General features: G+C 52.7%; 17 protein-coding genes. 8 read left to right on the top strand and 9 right to left on the bottom strand.

Translation table 11 applies throughout. The features are described from left to right. Positions 1 to 63 precede the first annotated feature (63 nt). The 4 genes from PsAD13_RS26650 (at position 64) to PsAD13_RS26635 (ending at position 3,339) form a co-directional block, all read left to right on the top strand. Positions 64 to 978 (top strand): alpha/beta hydrolase, encoded by a 915-nt coding sequence (locus tag PsAD13_RS26650; protein WP_063320019.1) that lies wholly within the window; start codon positions 64 to 66, stop codon positions 976 to 978. Positions 979 to 1,039: 61 nt separating this feature from the next. Continuing rightward, complete coding sequence (locus PsAD13_RS26645; RefSeq protein ID WP_063320018.1) at positions 1,040 to 2,053, top strand: glutathione S-transferase family protein; 1,014 nt, start codon at positions 1,040 to 1,042, stop codon at positions 2,051 to 2,053. Positions 2,054 to 2,361: 308 nt separating this feature from the next. Further along, positions 2,362 to 2,700, top strand: coding sequence for a hypothetical protein (locus PsAD13_RS26640; RefSeq protein ID WP_057462935.1), 339 nt, complete (start codon positions 2,362 to 2,364; stop codon positions 2,698 to 2,700). 258 nt (positions 2,701 to 2,958) lie between these two features. Then, a complete protein-coding gene (locus PsAD13_RS26635; protein WP_063320017.1) occupies positions 2,959 to 3,339 on the top strand; it encodes a hypothetical protein in 381 nt (126 codons plus the stop codon). Positions 3,340 to 3,388: 49 nt separating this feature from the next. Here PsAD13_RS26635 and PsAD13_RS26630 read toward each other — a convergent pair whose 3' ends face one another. The 6 genes from PsAD13_RS26630 to repA all read right to left on the bottom strand — a co-directional run bounded on the left by PsAD13_RS26630 (position 3,389) and on the right by repA (position 9,864). After that, entirely contained in the window at positions 3,389 to 4,153 is a 765-nt protein-coding gene (locus PsAD13_RS26630) for an isocitrate lyase/phosphoenolpyruvate mutase family protein (RefSeq protein WP_063320016.1), read from the bottom strand. Continuing rightward, positions 4,140 to 5,219, bottom strand: coding sequence for a trifunctional transcriptional activator/DNA repair protein Ada/methylated-DNA--[protein]-cysteine S-methyltransferase (locus PsAD13_RS26625; protein ID WP_063320015.1), 1,080 nt, complete (start codon positions 5,217 to 5,219; stop codon positions 4,140 to 4,142). The genes PsAD13_RS26630 and PsAD13_RS26625 overlap by 14 nt, the downstream gene beginning before the upstream one ends. Positions 5,220 to 5,381: 162 nt before the next feature. Then, entirely contained in the window at positions 5,382 to 5,909 is a 528-nt protein-coding gene (locus tag PsAD13_RS26620; RefSeq protein WP_063320014.1) for a GNAT family N-acetyltransferase, read from the bottom strand. A gap of 50 nt (positions 5,910 to 5,959) precedes the next feature. Then, on the bottom strand, positions 5,960 to 7,327 hold the full coding sequence (repC, locus tag PsAD13_RS26615) for a plasmid replication protein RepC (RefSeq protein ID WP_063320013.1): 1,368 nt from the start codon (positions 7,325 to 7,327) through the stop codon (positions 5,960 to 5,962). 282 nt (positions 7,328 to 7,609) lie between these two features. After that, entirely contained in the window at positions 7,610 to 8,659 is a 1,050-nt protein-coding gene (gene repB, locus PsAD13_RS26610) for a plasmid partitioning protein RepB (RefSeq protein ID WP_063320012.1), read from the bottom strand. Beyond that, a complete protein-coding gene (repA, locus tag PsAD13_RS26605; RefSeq protein WP_057462928.1) occupies positions 8,656 to 9,864 on the bottom strand; it encodes a plasmid partitioning protein RepA in 1,209 nt (402 codons plus the stop codon). The genes repB and repA overlap by 4 nt, the downstream gene beginning before the upstream one ends. A 534-nt stretch (positions 9,865 to 10,398) precedes the next feature. On the opposite strand from repA, the gene PsAD13_RS26600 reads away from it, so the two are divergent. The 3 genes from PsAD13_RS26600 (at position 10,399) to PsAD13_RS26590 (ending at position 13,200) form a co-directional block, all read left to right on the top strand. Continuing rightward, the gene (locus tag PsAD13_RS26600) at positions 10,399 to 11,739 is read left to right on the top strand and encodes a YheC/YheD family protein (RefSeq protein WP_063302971.1); all 1,341 of its coding nucleotides are present in this window, start codon (positions 10,399 to 10,401) and stop codon (positions 11,737 to 11,739) included. 180 nt (positions 11,740 to 11,919) lie between these two features. Further along, on the top strand, positions 11,920 to 12,696 hold the full coding sequence (locus tag PsAD13_RS26595) for an SDR family oxidoreductase (protein WP_063302970.1): 777 nt from the start codon (positions 11,920 to 11,922) through the stop codon (positions 12,694 to 12,696). A gap of 21 nt (positions 12,697 to 12,717) precedes the next feature. Continuing rightward, complete coding sequence (locus PsAD13_RS26590) at positions 12,718 to 13,200, top strand: GNAT family N-acetyltransferase (RefSeq protein WP_063302969.1); 483 nt, start codon at positions 12,718 to 12,720, stop codon at positions 13,198 to 13,200. On the opposite strand, the gene PsAD13_RS26585 is transcribed toward PsAD13_RS26590, so the two are convergent. Then, positions 13,154 to 14,011 carry an AraC family transcriptional regulator gene (locus tag PsAD13_RS26585; protein ID WP_208986959.1) on the bottom strand — a complete coding sequence of 286 codons (858 nt, stop codon included), beginning with the start codon at positions 14,009 to 14,011 and terminating at the stop codon, positions 13,154 to 13,156. The two genes, PsAD13_RS26590 and PsAD13_RS26585, sit on opposite strands and share 47 nt — an antisense overlap. A 136-nt stretch (positions 14,012 to 14,147) precedes the next feature. Here PsAD13_RS26585 and PsAD13_RS26580 point away from each other — a divergent pair, with 136 nt between their 5' ends. After that, complete coding sequence (locus PsAD13_RS26580) at positions 14,148 to 15,140, top strand: threonine dehydratase (RefSeq protein WP_082826927.1); 993 nt, start codon at positions 14,148 to 14,150, stop codon at positions 15,138 to 15,140. A gap of 47 nt (positions 15,141 to 15,187) precedes the next feature. Here PsAD13_RS26580 and PsAD13_RS26575 read toward each other — a convergent pair whose 3' ends face one another. Next, the gene (locus PsAD13_RS26575) at positions 15,188 to 18,091 is read right to left on the bottom strand and encodes a DUF2339 domain-containing protein (RefSeq protein ID WP_063320010.1); all 2,904 of its coding nucleotides are present in this window, start codon (positions 18,089 to 18,091) and stop codon (positions 15,188 to 15,190) included. A 200-nt stretch (positions 18,092 to 18,291) separates the two neighbouring features. Beyond that, positions 18,292 to 19,104, bottom strand: coding sequence for an SDR family oxidoreductase (locus tag PsAD13_RS26570; protein ID WP_063320009.1), 813 nt, complete (start codon positions 19,102 to 19,104; stop codon positions 18,292 to 18,294). Positions 19,105 to 19,156: the final 52 nt, after the last annotated feature.

Here is a 19,156-nt window from a genome sequence, read left to right as displayed (position 1 = left end):
TAGAGCTTGTTCTCCCATACGGTATGACTACACTTCTTCTGACATTGCTGCAGAGGAAATTCCATGCGTTCAGATACCCCCATTCAGAAGTTCGTCCATGCAGGAGATCATAAGATCTGTCTTCATGAATGGGCGGGCGAAGGTCCTACATTTTTGCTTCTCCATGCCACAGGATTTCATGGTCGCGTCTGGGATTACATCATCAAGCATTTTCCCGGTCGCCATGTCATAGCATGGGACATGCGCAGTCATGGCCAAAGCGACAATGCTGCCTTACCGAAACTCTGGACTGATCTGGGAGATGATTTATTCGCAGTGGTCGAGCAACTCGGGCTCAATCAAGCATTCGGTGTCGGCCATTCCTGTGGAGGTCATTTGTCTATCTTGGCAGCTGCCAAGTTTCCTGAACTCTACAAAAACATTCTTCTGTTGGATCCAGTCGTGTTTCCAAAACCGCTGCTTCCGTTCTTCAAACAAATCGCAGATCAGGACCATCCGGTTGCCCGGCGCCGAAACCAATGGGCCGATGTAAGTGAAATGTACGAGCGGTTCAAAACCCGCAAACCATACAACAGCTGGTTGCCTGAAATTTTGCAGGATTACTGCGATCACGGATTAATCCCTTCAGAGCAGGGCGAAGGATACCAACTCGCTTGTCCACCAGATGCTGAAGCCGAGGTTTATCGCACTTGTTACGGAGACCACATTTATCCGCTTCTGGATGCTGTGACTGTGCCAACAACAATTGTACGCGCACGTCGTCGGCAACCGGATGAACCCTTGCATGATTTCTCACCATCGCCCACCTGGGAGCTACTGGCAGAGAACATGCCCAATGCAAAAGATATTTACGTTCCCGATCACACTCACTTCTTGCCAATGGAAAATCCAGCCGCCATTTTGAACATGATGGTTCAAATGGAGAGGGGAGAGCAAATCCAGTGGCAGGGTGATGGAGCGATCTTGAACGACATGTAAACACCAAATTTGGCAGCGTACTTGAGACAAATCAGAATCTGCCAAGTCAGGGGAGGGGAATATGGGGAATTTTGAAATACACGGCGCGTTGGGCTCACCATACTCAATGAAGGTGCGTGCAGCGTTCCGAGCGAAACGCATTCCACACGCATGGAAGCTCTGCGCACCTATGGGACCGAACAGCCCAACCAAGCATGTGAAGATCCCGGTCATCCCTGTCGTCAAATATCCGGATGAGACCTGGGTGAACGATTCCACTCCGCTGCTTCTGGACCTGGAGGCAAAAGGGGAGGGGAGGTCGCTTGTTCCCGACGATCCACTGATACGGTTCGCGTGTTACCTGATTGAGGACATGGCAGACGAGTGGCTTGTGAAAGCCATGTTCCATTATCGGTGGTTTTATGAGGAAGACCGAAAGATCGTGCCGAACTGGTTGCTTTACGACGCTTGTCTTGGTCTGGATGAAAAAACCATCAAGGCAATGGGCCAGCAGTTTGGCGCGCGTCAGATCAGTCGCATGCCAAAGGTTGGATGCACACCGGAAACAGCGCCGATCATTGAAGCGTCAACCAAGCGTATGCTCTCTATTTTAGAACAAGCGGTTTTGTCCAAGCAGCATTTCCTGTTTGGCGATATGGCCTCATTGGCAGATGTGGCTCTCTTCGGGCAGCTCTACCAACTTAAAGACGACCCAACCCCGTCTGCCATGTTGCAAAAGGAGTTCCCTTTCGTCTTCCGCTGGCTTGACCACATAGATGACGCCTCCGGTTTTGACGGTGACTGGATCACCGAGCTTACTCCGGCAGTCAAAGAGCTTCTTAAGATGGCAGGCGATACTTATCTACCGTTCCTGTTAGCGAACTCCAAAGCCATCGACAAAGGGGAAGCGTCCTTCACTGCAGATCTGCCGGAAGGTTTCTTCACGCAGGACATCTTCAAATACCAGAAGAAGTGCCTCGACCGACTGCGGGATGAGTGGGCGAAGCTGACACCAGAGCATCGCGAAACACTGAGTGAGTTCCTCATTGGGGGGACGGAGATCCTCGACTGTTCACTGGCCCAAACCGCTTCATGAAAATCCGACTTGGCAGCAATTGTTGGCAGCTGCCAAGTCCTCTACTCTCCGCCAACCTCGCTTGGTATATCTGTTACTTTTCCCCAAAACTGGCGGAAAACTGCCATAGTGTGCATCAAAGTGTATCCGCCAGCAGCGGTTATCTGCCCAATTTGTAACTGAGTTTGTCAGAGTGCACGAGAGGCGACAGCCGATTACAAAACTCAAATTGCTCAAATTCTACTGATCCCCGATAGTCCCTTCAACGCAATCAAACAGTGTCTTTACCCCAAACAGACATGTTGGCGACCGAACCACCGGAGATCAGAATGAAAAGAATTGCTATCGCAAGCGCCGCTCTCGTTACTCTTTCTGGCGCAGCTTTCGCCGATGCTTTGACTTTTTACGACAGCAACGGCACCAAGACGATTATTCAGACAAACTCATTAACCGGATGCGTTGCCATTTATGACTCCGGACGCAATCCACTCCAGATCTGCCGAATGAATGCGGCGCCTGCTGCAGTTGTTGTACCAGCCCCAACCACAACAGTTGTCACCCCCGCCCCGGTCGCTGTCGCCCCCAAAGCATGGGACCGCCGTCAGGACAGAGCAACCGCGCGCCGTGTCATTCGCAGAACCGAAGCTCGTCAGGATCTTTTTGACTAAGCTTCACCTTTAAAGTTGCCTTAAATCCCAATGCTGGCAACGGTGCCCGCCTCCTAACCGAGGCGGGCATATCTTTATGAAAATGCGAGATAATCTGAATAGAATATTTCCCAATAATTTTAATGGGTTAGTGAAAGTGTAACGACCTGTCACAAGGATCGGAACGAAGACGTTCTCTTACACTATTTGGTTTGCACTTAACGCTGCGTCCACGCACTGTTTTCATGAGCCATCGACTTACAAAAAAAAGGAGCCCCCATGTTCAAGGCAATCGCTCTCTCCCTGTCTCTCCTCTTTGCAACACCTCTCATCGCCCAGGCGGATCCTGGCAAGGGTCAACGTTTGGAAATGATGGCTGAAAAGCTGCAGCTGACGGATGAGCAGAAAGAAAAAGTCCGCCAAATCATGAACCAATCCATGGAAGAGCGCCGTGCGATCCTGAAAGATGCTGGCATTGAGCGTGGCAAGAAGCCAACCCTTTCACAACTGCGCGAAGTTCGTGGTCCAATGCAAGCGTCCAGAGAAAAGATGAATGAGCAGATGGCTCAGGTTCTCAGCGCAGAGCAGATGGAAAAGTTCAGCGCGATGCAGCAGGAAATGCGCGATAAAATGAGAAAGAAATTCAAAGAAGGCAAATAAGACAGCGCGCCTACAAAAAGGGAAGGGGAGCATATGCTCCCCTCTCATATCAACCAAGTATGGTTTCAACTTTCCGCTTCAGATCAACCATTGCTTCCCGATAAGGTCCCGGCCCAAAGCTCACCCGCGAGACGCCAAGCGTTCCAAGCTTAGCGATTTCAGGCATGCCCTTCATCATGTAAGCATTCACAGGCAGTGGCACCGCCTCACAAATCTGAGCGATCAGATCAGGATCCGTTAAGGCCGGAATGAAGAACCCGCTGGCGCCAGCTTCGGCATAGCGTTGTCCACGCAGCACAACTTCTTCAACCAAGGCAGCATGTTTGCTTGCATCTGGTTCCTGCAAAAACAGATCAGTTCTCGCATTGATGAAAAACGGAATGCCTGCTTCATCTGCGGCATCCCGAAAGGCTGCAATCCGCGCACATTGCTCATCGACCGAGTAAAGGCCGGAGCCGTGGACCTTCTGATCCTCAAAATTGACGCCAACAGCACCCGTTTTGATGATTCGAGCTGCATTTTCCTTCACATCCGCAGGGCTATCTGCATAGGCGCCTTCAAAATCGAGAGAGAAGGGGACATCCACGCTTTCCGCAATGCGGCTTGCTATAATTTCGACTAGGGAAAGCGGAATTTCTTCGCCATCACCATATCCATGCGCCGCAGCGACAGATGCACTTCCCGTTGCAACGGCCTTGGCACCTGCCTCTGTGGCGGCCTGAGCAGTGCCCGCATCCCATATGTTGTAGAGGACGATAGGCTCACCTTTTTTATGCAGAGCGGCGAACTGTTTTGCTTTATCAGCCTGAGACATCAATAAGGCCTTTCGATCTTGCTATTTTCAATTCAACATCAATCAATTTCTGCTTGCGCCAAAGCCCGCCACCATATCCGGTAAGGCCACCATCCATCCCAACAACACGATGGCATGGAATGACAATGGCAATCTGGTTTGCTCCATTTGCACGGGCAACAGCGCGGGTAGAACTGGGTTTCCCAATCTGTTTGGCCAGCTGGCTGTAGCTTTTGGTTGCGCCGATCGGAATACGGCGCAATTCGCGCCAGACATCCTTTGTAAACTCGGTTCCGTGCATAACCAGCGGCACGTCAAAATCCAGTCGTTTGCCCTCAAAGAACTCTCGCAGTTCTGAGGCGATCTGGTCGGTTGGTGCAGTCCGGCCAAGACCCAGATCACCCTTAACTTGCTTACGCAAACGGGCAAGTTCTGCAGGCAGTGCTTTGCGGTCCGCAAACTCCAGCAGATGTAGTGCGCGATCATCACTCACGCCAATCATTGTACCAAGCGGAGTATCAAACCAATCCGCCTTGAGCAGACCATCGCCTTTCAGCTCTGCCGGTTTACATCCCAGCAACCGGGCAAAGGCCTGCCGGAAAGCATCTGCAGACGAGAAGCCCGAGGCCAACTGCGCATCAACCACCTTGCCACCGTCGGAAAGCGTCTCAAATCCATCACGCAAACGAGAAAGACGGGCCATTTCCAGAAACGTAATCCCGAACTGGCGTTTGAAGGCGCGGCGAACGGTGGAAGGATCTAACCCAAGTTTCGCGATATCGGACTCGGACCATTTATGGTGCGGTTTGGCTTCAAACTCACACAGCAACCGGGTCACCACTTCATCGTTCTCGGCAGACGTGCCCACCGGATGGCAGCGTTTGCAAGGGCGGAACCCAGCTTCAAAGCATTCGGAAATGGTCTCGAAGAAACAACAATTCTCAAACTTTGGCTTGCGGGCAGGGCAGGTGAGGCGACAAAACACTCCAGTTGAGCGCACGCCAACATAGGCCCGACCATCAAAGTCCGGATTTCGATCAATCAGCGCCTGATAAAGCACTTTGTTATCTGGAAGTTCAAAAAGCATAGTTTCTTATAGATCCAGTTGCCCCCAAATGCGCACGGTTTTCGGGCGGCTATTAAGGACATCTGCTTTCATGTTACCTCAGCACCTGACCAAAGCTAATCAATAGCAGCAAAGAGCAAAGCGCCGAATGCAGAAATTATGCAGTACCAGTCGGGCTCCCGATCAACCCAAGTTCAGGTTTGCAATGCGAACTTGCATAACGCGGGCAGGGGTGTAGGTGTCGGCAATGACCTCAAACTCGGCCTCGCCGCAATCAATGAAGCCGAGCTTTTGGTAAAACTGCTTGGCTTCCTCGTTCCCTTCAAGCACATAGATTCCGGCGACTTTATCCTCAGGGAACTCGGAGAGAGCTTGTTTCATCAGTGCCCGGCCCAACCCTTTGCGCTGAAAGTCGCTGGCCAGATAACACGCCCAGATAAAGACCACTTCGCCGCGAAGGGCACAGGCCAATGACCCGACGATCTTCTGCTCGCTCTTGGCAAGGTACAGATACCCGTATTCTCCAGGAACAACGCCGCCAAGATCTTCGCTTTCCAGCCTTGCAACCAATTGTTTGGTTAGCTCAGTGCCCAACTCATCCTCATGGGCCTGTGTCCAGGCTGCCGCCAAAAAATCACGCAGCTCCTGCTTGTCGTCCTCCTGAAACAACGTGATCAGAGGCATTTGCGTTGTAGCTGATCCATGAGCCATGAGTTTCACATCCAATTCTAATTGCTAAGGGCAAACCACCCAACCCAGCGCTAGTTATCTGCAGCAGAGGACCCGGAGGCGGCCAGACCAAACAACGTGCGGTGCAAGGCCAGCTTTCCATCAATTGCCCGGTCAACACAAGCGCGGAAATATCCAGCTGGTCGCGCGATGCTTTCCGGATCGCGCAGGGCTTTCTCAACCGTGGTGATCAAAACCGCAGAAGCCGTATAATCGCCAACCCGTTTTCTCGCATCAAACCAGCCTTTTTGAGAGAGGCCAATCAGCAAACGCATGTCGTCGGAGGCGTCAATCAAACTGCTCCAGCTGGAAAGATCGAGCCCAATTGCAGCTTGAGTTTCTGCAGTTGCTGAACTGATCAACCCAAGGGAAACCTCAGACAGGAGAGGGGAGAACTGATCGCTTTCATGAGGATCAACATGTTCTGACCAGTTCAGACTTTCAGCTTTGCTCAGCTTTTGGCTTGTGGCACGAGTTTCGCTTTTTGGTTCCTTTTCAGGAGCCATTTCAAATCGGGTGTAACCTGATTTGCTTGTATTTGTGGATGCGTCGTTAGACGCGTTCCGCTGTTGCTTACTTTTTTTCCAAGAGTCTTGAGAGGTTGTTTTATTATATGGGGTGACATCCTTGTCTTCTGCGCATGACATTTCTGAGTTTCTATCAAAAAAAACATCATGTTCAGAAACACCAGCATCACCCTTTTCCGCTGGTGTTTCGTTCATATCAAAGCGAGCTACTAAAAGCTCATGAAGCATGGTCAGTGCCTCAGCGCGGTCAACAACACCCATTGGCTGATCCATCAACTCATTGAATGCGGATGCGATCTCTGAAACTTCCAGTTCCTCAAGGCTGGCAAGACGGAACAGGTCTGCCATAGCTCTTGAAAGCCTGCTTATTGTACGCTTGGCTTCCTTTTCCTGGGCAAGACGGGCTGCAAACTCAGCACCAATCTGCTTTAGTTCAGTCAGACGTTGACGTGCCGGAGAGAAATCCAACCCATAGCCACGCTCAATCTGACGATCTTCACCCGCGCGGTAGATATAACGACGTCCCGTTGGGCTATCTTTGTAAGCAAGAACACCAGCTTCCACTAGCCTGCGTAACGAGCGCACGACAGTACGAGAGGAGCGGCTGACATACTCAGCGAGTTTTTCATTGGAAATTGCGACAAGCGGACGGCGGTCCTGCGACCAGTCCTCTGCAGCCGTCAGGCCAATCAGAATATCGAGAATATGATAGGTGGTCCCATCAATTCCCAAAGCAGGCGCGGCCTTCTTCAAAGCCATTGCGACCTCTGATTTTGTCGTCTTCACAATGTCATTGGCCATCGCCAGTTTTTGACTGGCAACCATTGCCGGCGTCAGTTTTCTGAACGACGCCACTGAACCAACAGATTGCATAGCTACACCGTTCACCTACTAAGTCTAGTAGGTGTTCTCATGGGTCAGGACGCAAAACATCCTCCCCAAACTGAGGATAAACGGGACAAACTGGCGATTAGCATGCAGAAAGACGCTTCAACACCTTGGTGAAGGGTTGATTCGTACCGCGTCTCGAAGTAATTTGAAGATGCAAAAAAGGGTTACATCGAGCGCTATCGTTTGTTTGTACCCAAGGAATTTCGGTCTTGTTGATTGCCGTCAGCAGGACCGTTTTTCTTTGGAAGAGACGTAACTAGACCGTCATGCATCCTCCTTCAGAATTTCTTCTTCAAACTCATCCATCAGATCCGGCAGGCGGCGCTTCAAAAACGCGGCAAGTTCAGGCTGCTTTTTCGCATCCACCTGAAAGCTCAGCGCATTCGGACCATCCTTCATCAGGATCTGCTTGTCGCCAATCCAGCTCTTAGCGGCTGTGGCGATAGAACCAGTTGTGATTGCTGCCGTTGTCTCGGCAGACTTGCAGGCAGACAGGATCGCGCTGAAGCGCTCGTCACTTGCAGAAAGCTCAAAGTCGGCACTGATCATCACGGCATCAACACGGGCCTTGAATGGATCAGGCAACTGGCCGTGATTGAAATGACCAGCAAGCTCTTCCCATCTTGGACGCCCGATCTTTGGCGCAGGGCCAATCTCGCGGACAAATTCTTCTGGCAGCGCATTCATCAGCTTGAGCAGCTTGGATACGGTGGTCGCGTCCTTACCAATCGCCTTGGAAATGACTGTCTGCGGGAATGTCTTTGCCAAACGTGAGGCAAACAACGCTGTTTCGATGAAAGACAGGTTCTTCCGCTCATGGTTTTCCTGACCCTGAGCTATCAGAAGGGCTTCATCGGAAAGCTCTTTTATGATGCCGCGAACCGAGATGCCAAGGTCTTTACAGGCACGCCAACGACGGTGACCAAAAGCGATCTGATAACGATCCGGCAGGTCCGGATGCGGGCGCACCAGAATAGGCACCTGCTGGCCGCTGGCAGAGATGGAGGCCTTGAGCTTCTCAAAATCCTCATCATTGGCCACGACCATACGGTCAGACACAAAGGATGGGTCAAGGTCTTCCGTGTTCAGCTCATGCGCGACACTGCCGTCCTCGATCATCTGGCGCAGCTTTTCGTTTTCCTTCTCCACGTTGGAGAAGGTGTTGCGCATAGACTTGATCGCCCCCGGAGAGACGCGTTGCTTCGTTGCCGCCGTCATGGACTGGGCAGGGCCGGGCGATTTCGCCAGCTCAGCCGGATCAACACCGCCAAACATGGCACGCATCTTCTTGGAACGATCAGTTGCCTTGTTCATGGACGACCCCATACCTGTTTGATCAGTTGGAACACTTCCGTATTGGCTGCATCGACCGATTCAAGAGCACGATTGAGGGTATCGCGGGTCATGTTTCCGCGCTCAACCTCGTAAAGGCTCTTCTTTTCCAGTCCCGCATTGGCAATCGCTGTGGTCTCCACAATGGACGCTGCCAACACATCCTCACCAAAAAGACCTCTCAAAAGCGCTGCAACGTTCACCTGCGGCACATCATGGGGTGTATGGCGTGTGAGCAGGTAACGCACAAAATCGTGGCTCAGGGTGCCGCCAGCCTCTTCAATCACCGCCAGCAATTCTGAGGTCATGGAGAGGAACTGGTTCATGGATGACACGTCCAGCATGGCCGGATGCACGGTGATGACAATTCCGGTTGCTGCATAGAGCGCGCCAAGGGTGAGGTACCCCAGCTGTGGCGGCGCATCGATAAGCACAACATCATAATCATCTTCCACCTCCTTCAGGACGGTCGCCATGCGGCGGAAGAACATACCATCGCCGCGCGAAAGCCCCTGAGCAATTGCCTGCGGGGTTTCGTGCTCATATTCCATCAGTTCCAGGTTACCGGGGACAAGATCGAGTCCATCAAAGTAAGTTTTGCGGATAACATGGCTGAGTGGAACGCGCTCCTCGTCGTCATAACGGATCGCGGCATAAAGCGTCTGGTTCTCGTCGACATCGAACTCTGGCTGATAGCCAAACATGGCAGACAAGGAGGCCTGCGGATCAAGGTCGATGGCGAGCACGCGCAGGCCCTGAAGCGCAAGATAGTGCGCTAAATGGACGGTTGTGGTGGTCTTTGCAGAGCCGCCTTTGAAGTTGGCGACGGCCAGAACCTGCATCTTCTCGCCATGACGGCGGCGCGGGTCCAGACGCAGGGCATCTGCAGGGCGTTTTTCAGCCAGATAACGACGTAATTCATTGATCTGAGGAAGGGTATAAATGCGTCTGCCGTTATCCAGCCTTTCGGGGATAACTGCTTCGCCGTTGAGTGAAAGCTGGCGCAAACTGGATTCGGCAACGCCGAGCAGGCCTGCAACCTCGCGCGAAGAAAACGTCTTCAGCTTCTTCATAGCTTCAGGCGGATACATCTTCTCCCTTAAGGATTGCAGTTGCCGTGACAACAAGTCAGAATGGCGTGCAATCTTCTCAGCAGAAGTTTCATCATGTTCAGCAGCGAGCAGCATATTGCCTCTTAACCTCTATGACGGTTTTGAAGTTCAGAGCGAAAATAATCCGTCACAGCGCATCCTTCTCCGTTTCAAAACCCGCGTCAATATCTTTATAGTTAACGAGTATTAACCAATATTAAGAGATCGTTAAGGTTCTTTCCGCTGTCCTTGTACTGCGGAACCGGAGAATTACCAGATATTGCGTAAACCACCGATTTTACAGCAACATTTCCATAATAAGACAGAACAATCTTATTAAGAAACGTCACATTCGCCAAGCCAACAAAAAAACCAGGACATGACGGTTTATGTGCAAAAATCGATGAAATACCGATTTGACAGTTCGAACCTTCCTCTCAACCGGCAGTGTACACGTGAATCAGTCATAGATTCGCACTGAGTCGTAAAGCCCCCAAGTACACGCAAAAACCTAAACCATTAGAGCTTTCCCAAGTTCCGCAAGGCTTTGGCGAGAATCTGTCTTGTATGGTCCGGCCCAACCGGTTTCGTCCTGTTTTGTCCTGATTTCCAGCTGATCTTGGGGGGCCTGTGGTTTCCGCTGTCAAACTTCATCTTTATCGTGTGTCCAGTTCAAACAATGAAGTGGTCTTTTCCAAAGGTGCCCTTCAAAAAATCGGCGCCACGGCCGGTGAACACCTGTCCTTCAAAATAGGCGCTTGTCACCGTTTTTCTGCCAAAACGGCAATCAACACAGAGCGCAGGTCAGCCCTTGGCCTGCCAGCAGATGTGTTTGACGAACTCGGCCTTGCGCTCATCGATGGCCTTCACGTAAAACGGGACGGGGACACCATCCACATCGGCCCGACTATTGGCATCATGGGTGCGGGCAAGTTTGATCCTGAGCGCCGCCACCAGCAGGATATGCTGACATACGCGCAAACCTGCGGCTACATCGCCTTTCTGTTTTCGCCTGAAGATTACAACTGGGCGACAAACACAATCACGGGGGAGACCATGCCTGGTCACCGCCAACCCGGTCTGCCCCTGCCAACCGCCATTTACAACCGCATTCACACCCGCGACGAAGAGCACAAACTGCGTGTGGAAGCGGTGAAGAACCGGATGCGTGCTCTGGGCTCTCATATATACAATCCCGGCTTCTTTGATAAATGGGAGGTGCATGAGCACCTGATGTACGGGCAAAAGCTGCGCAAGTACCTGCCCGAAACCCACCGAGCACCGACACCACCGCTTTTAAAGAAGATTCTGGACCGCCATCACTCCGCTTATCTCAAACCCGTCGACGGGCGAGGGGGCAAACTGCTGATGCGCTTGTCCAGGCGCGATAAAGGCTACCGCTTGCAATGGTTGACCGATCTATCCTGCCCGCATGCGGATTTCATGCAGCTGGAAGACGCGTTTGAGTTTGCCTTCAGTCATACGTCACTGGACCAGTATCTGGTACAGCAAAGTCTCGACTTTTCTTCGTTCGATGGACGGTCTGTCGATTGCCGCGTTCAGATGCAAAAGGACATCAGCGGCACATGGCGCTGCTTGATGATCGGACCAAGGGTCTGCGCACATGGCTGCATCTCCTCCCACTTCAGCCAGGGCGCGGATGTGATTGATCCGGATGATTATTTCACCAACGCGTTTGGCAAGAAGGCCGAGGCGGTGAAAGCGGCTGTCGAGGAGTGTGGTTTCTCCATTGCACATCGTATGGACGACTATCACACCTCTCCAATTGGGGAACTGGGACTGGATATAGGCGTCGACAAAACAGGTTGCCCCAAGCTACTCGAGATCAACGCCAAGCCCGGACGCATGATCTTTCTCGATCCGCGCCACGCAGAAGCAAGAGTGACAACGTTGGAGGCCAGCATCGATTATGGTGCGTTTCTTTCCGGCTTTGGCGACGAGCCTGAGTGACGAGCGGCAAAACATATAGATGTCAGGAAGGTCTTAGCGCTCCGGTTACTTTGATTGCTGTTTGGCCTGTCAGGCTCTCACGTGTTGAGCAAAAACATACCGCATCTGTACTAAAACAACTCTTTGAGCATCTACGCGAGCAAGATCACGACGAGAGTTCAGTCGCATCTGGAGGTCACTGTGGCGCGGAAACTAAATGAATCCTCAGCAGTCATCGTCGGAGGCACATCCGGCATCGGATTTGCTTCTGCCAAAACACTCCTCCAATCCGGTCTTCAAAAACTCACCATATGCGGGCGCGATGTCACCAAGGGCCGCAATGCTCTGAGCAAACTTGCAGCAGAATTTCCCGGCGCATATTTGCATTTTGTGCAATGCGACGCCTCAGACCCGGAGCGCACAGAAACCGCCATTACCCATGCAGAACTGGCTATGGGGCGAATCGATGTACTGGTCAGCACGGCTGGTGGAGAACTCATCCCCAAACCATTGCATGAAATAAAACTGCAAGAGCTCATGCCCACGGTCACCTCACTCATGAGCAGTATCCTGCACCCAATTCATGCGGTTTATCCGGTTATGACCAAGCAACGCTGCGGTTCAATTATTTGTTTAACCTCGGATGTTTCCATAATCCCGACCTTTGGCAGCACAGCCGTAGGGTCTGCAACAGCAGGCATCTCCATGTTCTGCCGTGCCCTAGCGGTAGAAGCCAAACAGCATTGCATCCGGGTCAATTGTGTCAGCCCAAGTGTTGTACGTGGAACCCCTCTTTATGATAAGCTTCAAAGAGATCCTTTTGCTGCAAGCCTCATCTCAAAAGTCGAGCAGAACGCTCATCTGGGCGTCATCAAGCCCGACGAAGTAGCCGAAGCGATCAACTTCCTCGCCGGTCCGGGCTCTGCTAAAATAACAGGACAAATCATTAGCGTTTCCGGAGGAGGTACACCGATTTAGATTTTACAGGTCACCAGTCCTATGGAAAGTTTAGAACGCACTTTTACCCTTTCTGAAATGAGCGAAACCCCCGATTTAATTCCCACCATTGCCCATCGCATCTGGCAGACCTGGTGGCGAGACAAAGGCGTTTTGCAAGACGAGATCGAAGTCAAAGTCCGCGCAGCTCTTTGTCCTGAAGCTGTCCCCACCGCCTTTGTTGCCCACCGCGACGGAACCTACCTTGGCAGCGCATTGCTGATTGAAAGCGACTTTGCCGCCCGTCCTCAACTGACACCATGGGTCGCCGCTGTGTGGACCGAAGAAGTTCATCGCCGCGAAGGTATTGGCACAGCCCTTGTTGCACGCATGGCCCAACTGGCATTTGAAAACGGGTACTCACGTGTGTATCTGTGCGCCTCAGACAACAACACCCCGTTCTATGAGAAAATGGGCTGGCACGTGCTTGAGTATCACGTCAAACAGTTGAACGTGCTGGCGCTGGATAAACCTGCCTCGTCATAAGCTGGGTGGGCGTAACACCAAGGCGTTTTTTGAAGGTTGAACTCATATGTGCGTGGGAAGAAAACCCGCAGGTATAAGCAATCTGGCTGAGAGTGCTGTGTGGTGCGCCAAGAAGTTTGCGCGCCCGCGCCATGCGTCGCTCGACCACATAATCATGGGGTGTTTTGCCAGTGGCGCCTTTGAACGCACGGTTGAAAAAGCCCGCTGACAGATCCACACATGCTGCCAGATCAGACATGGACATCTGCCGGGCAAGGTGATCTTCGACAAACTCTTCCACCCGCTTCAGCCGCGTATCTGTCATAGACGCTGCGGATGGAGGATCTTCATAGGCGCCTGCCTGAACTTGCTCCACCACATCCAGCAGAGCATAGAGCTGAGCTTCTGTCGCTAAGGTGTCCTGAGGCTCAGCTGAAAGAAGTGCCTTGCGAAGATGAAAAGCAGCTTTAATCGCATCAGCCGAGATGGCATGGTTGAAGCGCATCTGTTCTCCGCGATCTGGCAGGAGTTCAGCTGGTACCGTAAAAGTCAGATACTCGCCACCGCGCTCGCTCTCCGAGGTGACATCGCATCCTCTCGGCACAAAGGCGAGGCTGTTGGGCCGGGTCCAGAAATCAACCCGGCGATCGCTGTCAAAAGAATGCGCCCCGCGCTGGCTTTCAAACGCAAACCCGATTGAGGCCCGCGCCGCCGTGTAGGCAACAGCATAGGCACTGCTTGGCAACAACTGCAGCTTCCACTTGCTGATAATGTCCCGCGCTGAACTCATAGCCTCAGTTGCTTCAATAGGTTCATCTGATTTCCGACGCATTATCTATAAGCCGACTAACCCACGGCAAACAAGGGGACATTGGCCAAAGGCGTTTAGGTCAGTATTTTGAAAGCCATCATCGGCGTCAGGTTTTAAGCTCATGGCAAAGTGTTTTTAACTGCCAAAAGGAAATCGAATGCCGCTGTTTTCGCTAGAGGATCTGGAAGCTGCCCACACCACTGTTAAGCAGTTTGTCCCCGAAACCCCATGTTATGCATGGCCATTGCTGAAAGAACGTAGTGGTGTTGATGTTTTCGTGAAGCATGAAAACCATACACCAACAGGCTCGTTCAAGGCTCGTGGCGGGTTCACCTATGTGGATGCCTTGATGAAGTCTGCGCAAAAGCCCACCGGGCTGGTGACGGCGACGCGTGGCAATCATGGTCAGTCCGTTGCTCTTGGCGCGAGCCGAAATGGCGTTCCCTCTTATATTGTTGTGCCCGAAGGCAACTCACTGGAAAAGAACGCCGCCATGCGCGCGTTTGGAGCCAATGTGATCGTTGCCGGCAAGGATTTTGATGAAAGCCGCGTGGTTGCACAGCAATTGCAGGAAAAGCACGGCTATCACATGGTGCCTCCATTCCACGAGAACATCGTCAAAGGTGTCTCCACCTATGCGCTGGAGCTGTACCGTGCGGTTTCTGATCTGGATGTGGTCTATGTGCCAATTGGCATGGGCTCCGGTATTTGCAGCCTCATCACGGTTCGCGATCTGCTCGGCCTGAAAACCAAGATCATTGGCGTGACCGCTGAAAACGCAGCTGCCTTTGCACTGTCCTTTAAAGCTGGCAAGGCAATCCAGACAGATACAGCCAACACCTTCGCAGATGGGATGGCCTGCCGCGACCCGCAGGCACAGCCGCTGGAGATCATCCTGAAGGGCGCGGAAGATGTGGTCAGCGTGAGCGAGGCGCAGATTGCTGAAGCGATGGCGGCCTACTACAAAGACACCCACAATCTGGCAGAAGGGGCAGGGGCTGCACCACTAGCCGGCCTGATGGCGAACAAACACAATTTACAGAGCAAACGGGCAGGTGTGATCCTGACGGGTGGCAACATTGACCTGACCACCTTCCTGAGTGTGATGAACACCCACTTACAGGCAACTGGTGAACTTGCTCCAGCCTAACAAAAAGGCCGGAGAGACGTGTTTGCTCTCTCCGGCCTTTTGATGAATTAAGCCTGATCTTGCTGAGGCTTGAGCTCCGGCTCGTCCTCTTCAACTGGCGTGTCAAACGACAAGAACCGTTTGTTTGCCCAGGCAATACCAACCAGTGTTAGTCCAAGACCAATGAACGATGTTGCGCGGGCAAGACCATACAGACCCGACATGTCGATGAAGAACACTTTCAGGCAGGTGATGATGATGAACGCCAGTCCTGCCTGCCCAACCCGTTTACGTTGCTTCACTGAGGCAAAGGCGATTAGCCCAACTGAGAAGATCAGCATCGCGACGGTGTAGCTGTAGAGTTCCTCCAGAACCACACCAGGCGCTGTCAACACAGGCCCCTGCCAGAAGGCGCGGATTTCCAACCCGACAAACATAACCAGCAAGACGCCCGCCAGACCGCGTGTCACGTTTTGCAGGTAAGCCTCACGGGTCCAGAAGCGCTCAGTTGCCAACAGCAATGCCAGAGCAGGATACAGATAGGCAATTGAGAGGCTATCAATCGGGAAGTAGCCGAAGACGTGGTCCCGAGCCAGTGGGTTGGCCAAAATCGCAACCAGACAGTTCAACACTGCAATGGCCCAGTACCAATGGAATAGTCCTCTTCTCAATTTGGCGAAGGAATTTGAGAAGCTCATCCGCTTCAGCTGAACGGAAACCTGAATTGCCAGAACAAAGGCATAGGACCCATGCATCACATACATGGGCATGTCGCCCTGTTCGCGGTAGAACACCTGAAGCAAGGCGCAGAAGAACAGGGATAGGGCTGCCCAGACAGTCGTTTCAAACACAACTGCTTCGCTCTCATCCCCGCGTTGCTGGCCGCGCCACCAGCCAAATGCGCTGAGCGCGAGCACTGGCAGGAACAGCAGCGAAATGTCTCCGTAACCCGCTTCGCCAAATCCGTCGATGTAACGCTGCGTGGTGAAAAAGACCATGCCACTCAGGTAAGCAAAGAATGCCTTTCGTGCTATGCTAAGCCCGAACAGATCTGAGATTTCAAGAACCGCAACGGCTCCGATCATGAGAACCATCGGAAGCGTGATCTCGCCAAAGAAGTAGTAGGCAAATGGCAGGAATAGCAGGAAGGCAAGGGCGGCACTGCCCTCAGTCCCAAACTCAAACTTATGCGCTGACTTGCGGAGGTAGACCGCCACGCAAACTTGCAGAGCAAGCGCAAACAGGTAGCCAAAGGCTCCGATAGCGCTCAGCAGCTCTGGCGCGTGCAGGACCGTGTAGACAAAGTAGACCCCCGCGCCAAGCCCCGGCAAGGCGACGGCAGACCAGTTCCAGAACCACGCACGCGTGGAGGTTTGGCCACGTAACAAGCTGCCTCCTGTCACCGCTGTGATCGTAACAGCCAAAGTGGCAAGATAGAACAGCTTATCGTCTGGCACAGATTGCCAGGCCAGCGCCTTCGGCATCCACATCATCAACGCAAAGCCTGCAAGCAGTGCTGGTCCAATCAGGTCAAGGCTTTCCGCTTTACTCAAAAAGAACACATAGGCGACCAGCAAACCGGCGAACATCAGCGTCATTGGTCGTGCCAGACCCATGTCTTCACCCGCAAAGAACAACCCGGTCAGCAGTACGAGACCTGTCACGGCGTAGCTTAGCAAAGCTGGATAGGTCTTCTTGTAGTCCCAAAACGCGTTGTCTAAAGGCCAACAGGAGATCGCTGACTTCGGCGGAAAACCAAAGGCAGGCACCGTAATCGTCAGCGCGAGAATTGCGGCCAGCATGAGCGGTGTCAGTTGTTGTTCCGGCATCTGGATCTGCATCAGGAATACCCAGACGAAAACGGAAAGAACGCTGAGTGTGGAGAGCCAGATCCAGCGCTGCAAGCGTTCAACCGCAAAGCTTGTTGCCAGCACCATCGCAAAATAGAGATAGAGCAGAGCGGACGGTTCTGACCCGCCCACCAGCAGCGGGGAGTAATAGGCCCCAAGAATACCAATGGTCGCCAGCACTGGGCCATAAAGAAGGCCACCACCAATCGCGAGCCATGACACAAGCGCCAATCCGATGAAGGTGGTCGTTGGGCCAATCAACCCATAAAGCGAATAAGCGCCCACTGTGGCGCCAAACAGAGACGCAAGACCACCACTGGCCGCCGCAACCAGCGGGCCGAACGGATCAACATGCGCCTCTTTCTGCCGGAAGCGGAAGAACTCGGAGCCGGCAATCAGCAAGACACCAAAGGCCAACGCACAGCTGATGCGCATGGCTGGTGAGAGGACGCCGTTCTCAATTCCGTATTGAACAAAGAAGATACCGCCGAAAGCAAGCGACAGGGCACCCAACCAAACAACCCAGTTTTTGCGGACGTTGTCGATGATACTGCGGGCAACCCCCGTAAACCACGCTTCAACCGGATCAGCCTTTGGCTGAGGTGGCGCAGATTGATGCGAGCCTGCTTTCTGTTCGGATTTTGGAGCGCCTTTCTCGGCACTTTCCTGAGCAAGCGTGTCGCCTTTTTCAGGTTTATGTTGCTCCTCACCGGCACCTTTCTCAGAGACCGAAGCCTGTTCAGAAGCTAGAGCAGCCCGCTTTGCAGCCTGTGCTTTGGCATCCTCTTTTGGTGCCTCTTGCGCGGCGATCGTACTCGGCACAGGAGGTGGCGTTGGTTTTACCACTTTACTCCTGGCATCCACGTCTCTCATCCATGGCTTCTTCGACACAGACGGCACATAGGTTTCACGATGCGTCGCTGGCTTTTCAGCCGCAGTCGGAGCTGTTTGAGCAGTCGCCGCGTTCGGAGGCTGGCCCTGCAGCTCAGCCATGCTCTTATGCAGCTCTTTCATCTGTGCATTCAAAAACGTGAGTTTGAGCGCGATATCTGAGAGGCGGTTGTAAAATGCGAATGCCACGCCAAGGAAAAGGGCGACGGCAACAATAATTATGAGTTCCATGAAAACCTGAGGAAGCAAGACTTAAAGAAAAAGACTGCGGTAAACCTACACGCATTGCCCGTTAAGAGCCACGACAATTTTTCCTGTGCCTGACCTGCAGCTGCCTCAACTGGTCTCAGAAGCTTCAAACAAAAAACAGAGGACACCACCGCATCCTCTGCTTTCAAATTGTACTGTTGGGGGAACGGTGCAATCAGACCCTAAAGGCCAAGCTGTTCCTTCAAGCCGCCAATGAATGTTGCATCATCCAGTGCTTTGCGGTTGTCGAGAAACTGGACGGCATCCGCGCCAGCACGATAGCGCAGGGTATCGGTGCCGTCCGTGACAGCGGTATAGATGACGTCTGCCACAACGCTTGGTTCGGAAGGCTGCATGCCCCCGTTCATGGCACCGAACAGCGCTTGCACAACACCCTGGTATTCCGTCATGCTCTCGTCATTGGTGAAGTCGAAAGAACGACCGGCGAAATCGGTGCTGATCATTCCGGGTTCAACAATCTTCATCTTGATGCCAGCAGCCTCAAGTTCAAAGTGAAGCGCCTCTGAAATGCCTTCAACCGCAAACTTCGTGCCGTGATACAGCGCGCCGAGCGGGAAGGTCATCTGGCCGCCGATGGACGAAATGTTCACAATCGTACCGGATTTGCTGGCGCGAAGGTGGGGCAGGACACCTTTTGTCACGGCAATCAGGCCGATGACGTTGGTTTCAAACTGGCGGCGTACTTTCTCCATGGAAAAGGCTTCCAGCGGACCATAAGCGCCATACCCAGCGTTGTTGAGCAGCACGTCAATTTTGCCAAAGCGCGCAATGCCCTCAGCAACAGCCGTTTCAATGGAAGCTTCATCCGTCACATCCAGACGGGTTACAAGAGTATTATCAAGCTGCGTCAGCTCCTCTTCCTTTTCGGGCTGGCGCATGGTTGCAATCACGTTCCAGCCTTTGTCGTGAAAGGACTGTGCGGTGACCTTGCCAATGCCAGATGACGCGCCTGTGATGAGAATAGTGTTGGACATGAGAAACTCCTGAAACCTTATGCGAGATGTCTTTTTGGAACTCGCTTGTTAT

Origin of the sequence: Pseudovibrio sp. Ad13, from assembly GCF_001623225.1 — a bacterium.
GTDB lineage: Bacteria > Pseudomonadota > Alphaproteobacteria > Rhizobiales > Stappiaceae > Pseudovibrio.
This window is presented reverse-complemented; position numbering and strand designations above follow the sequence as displayed.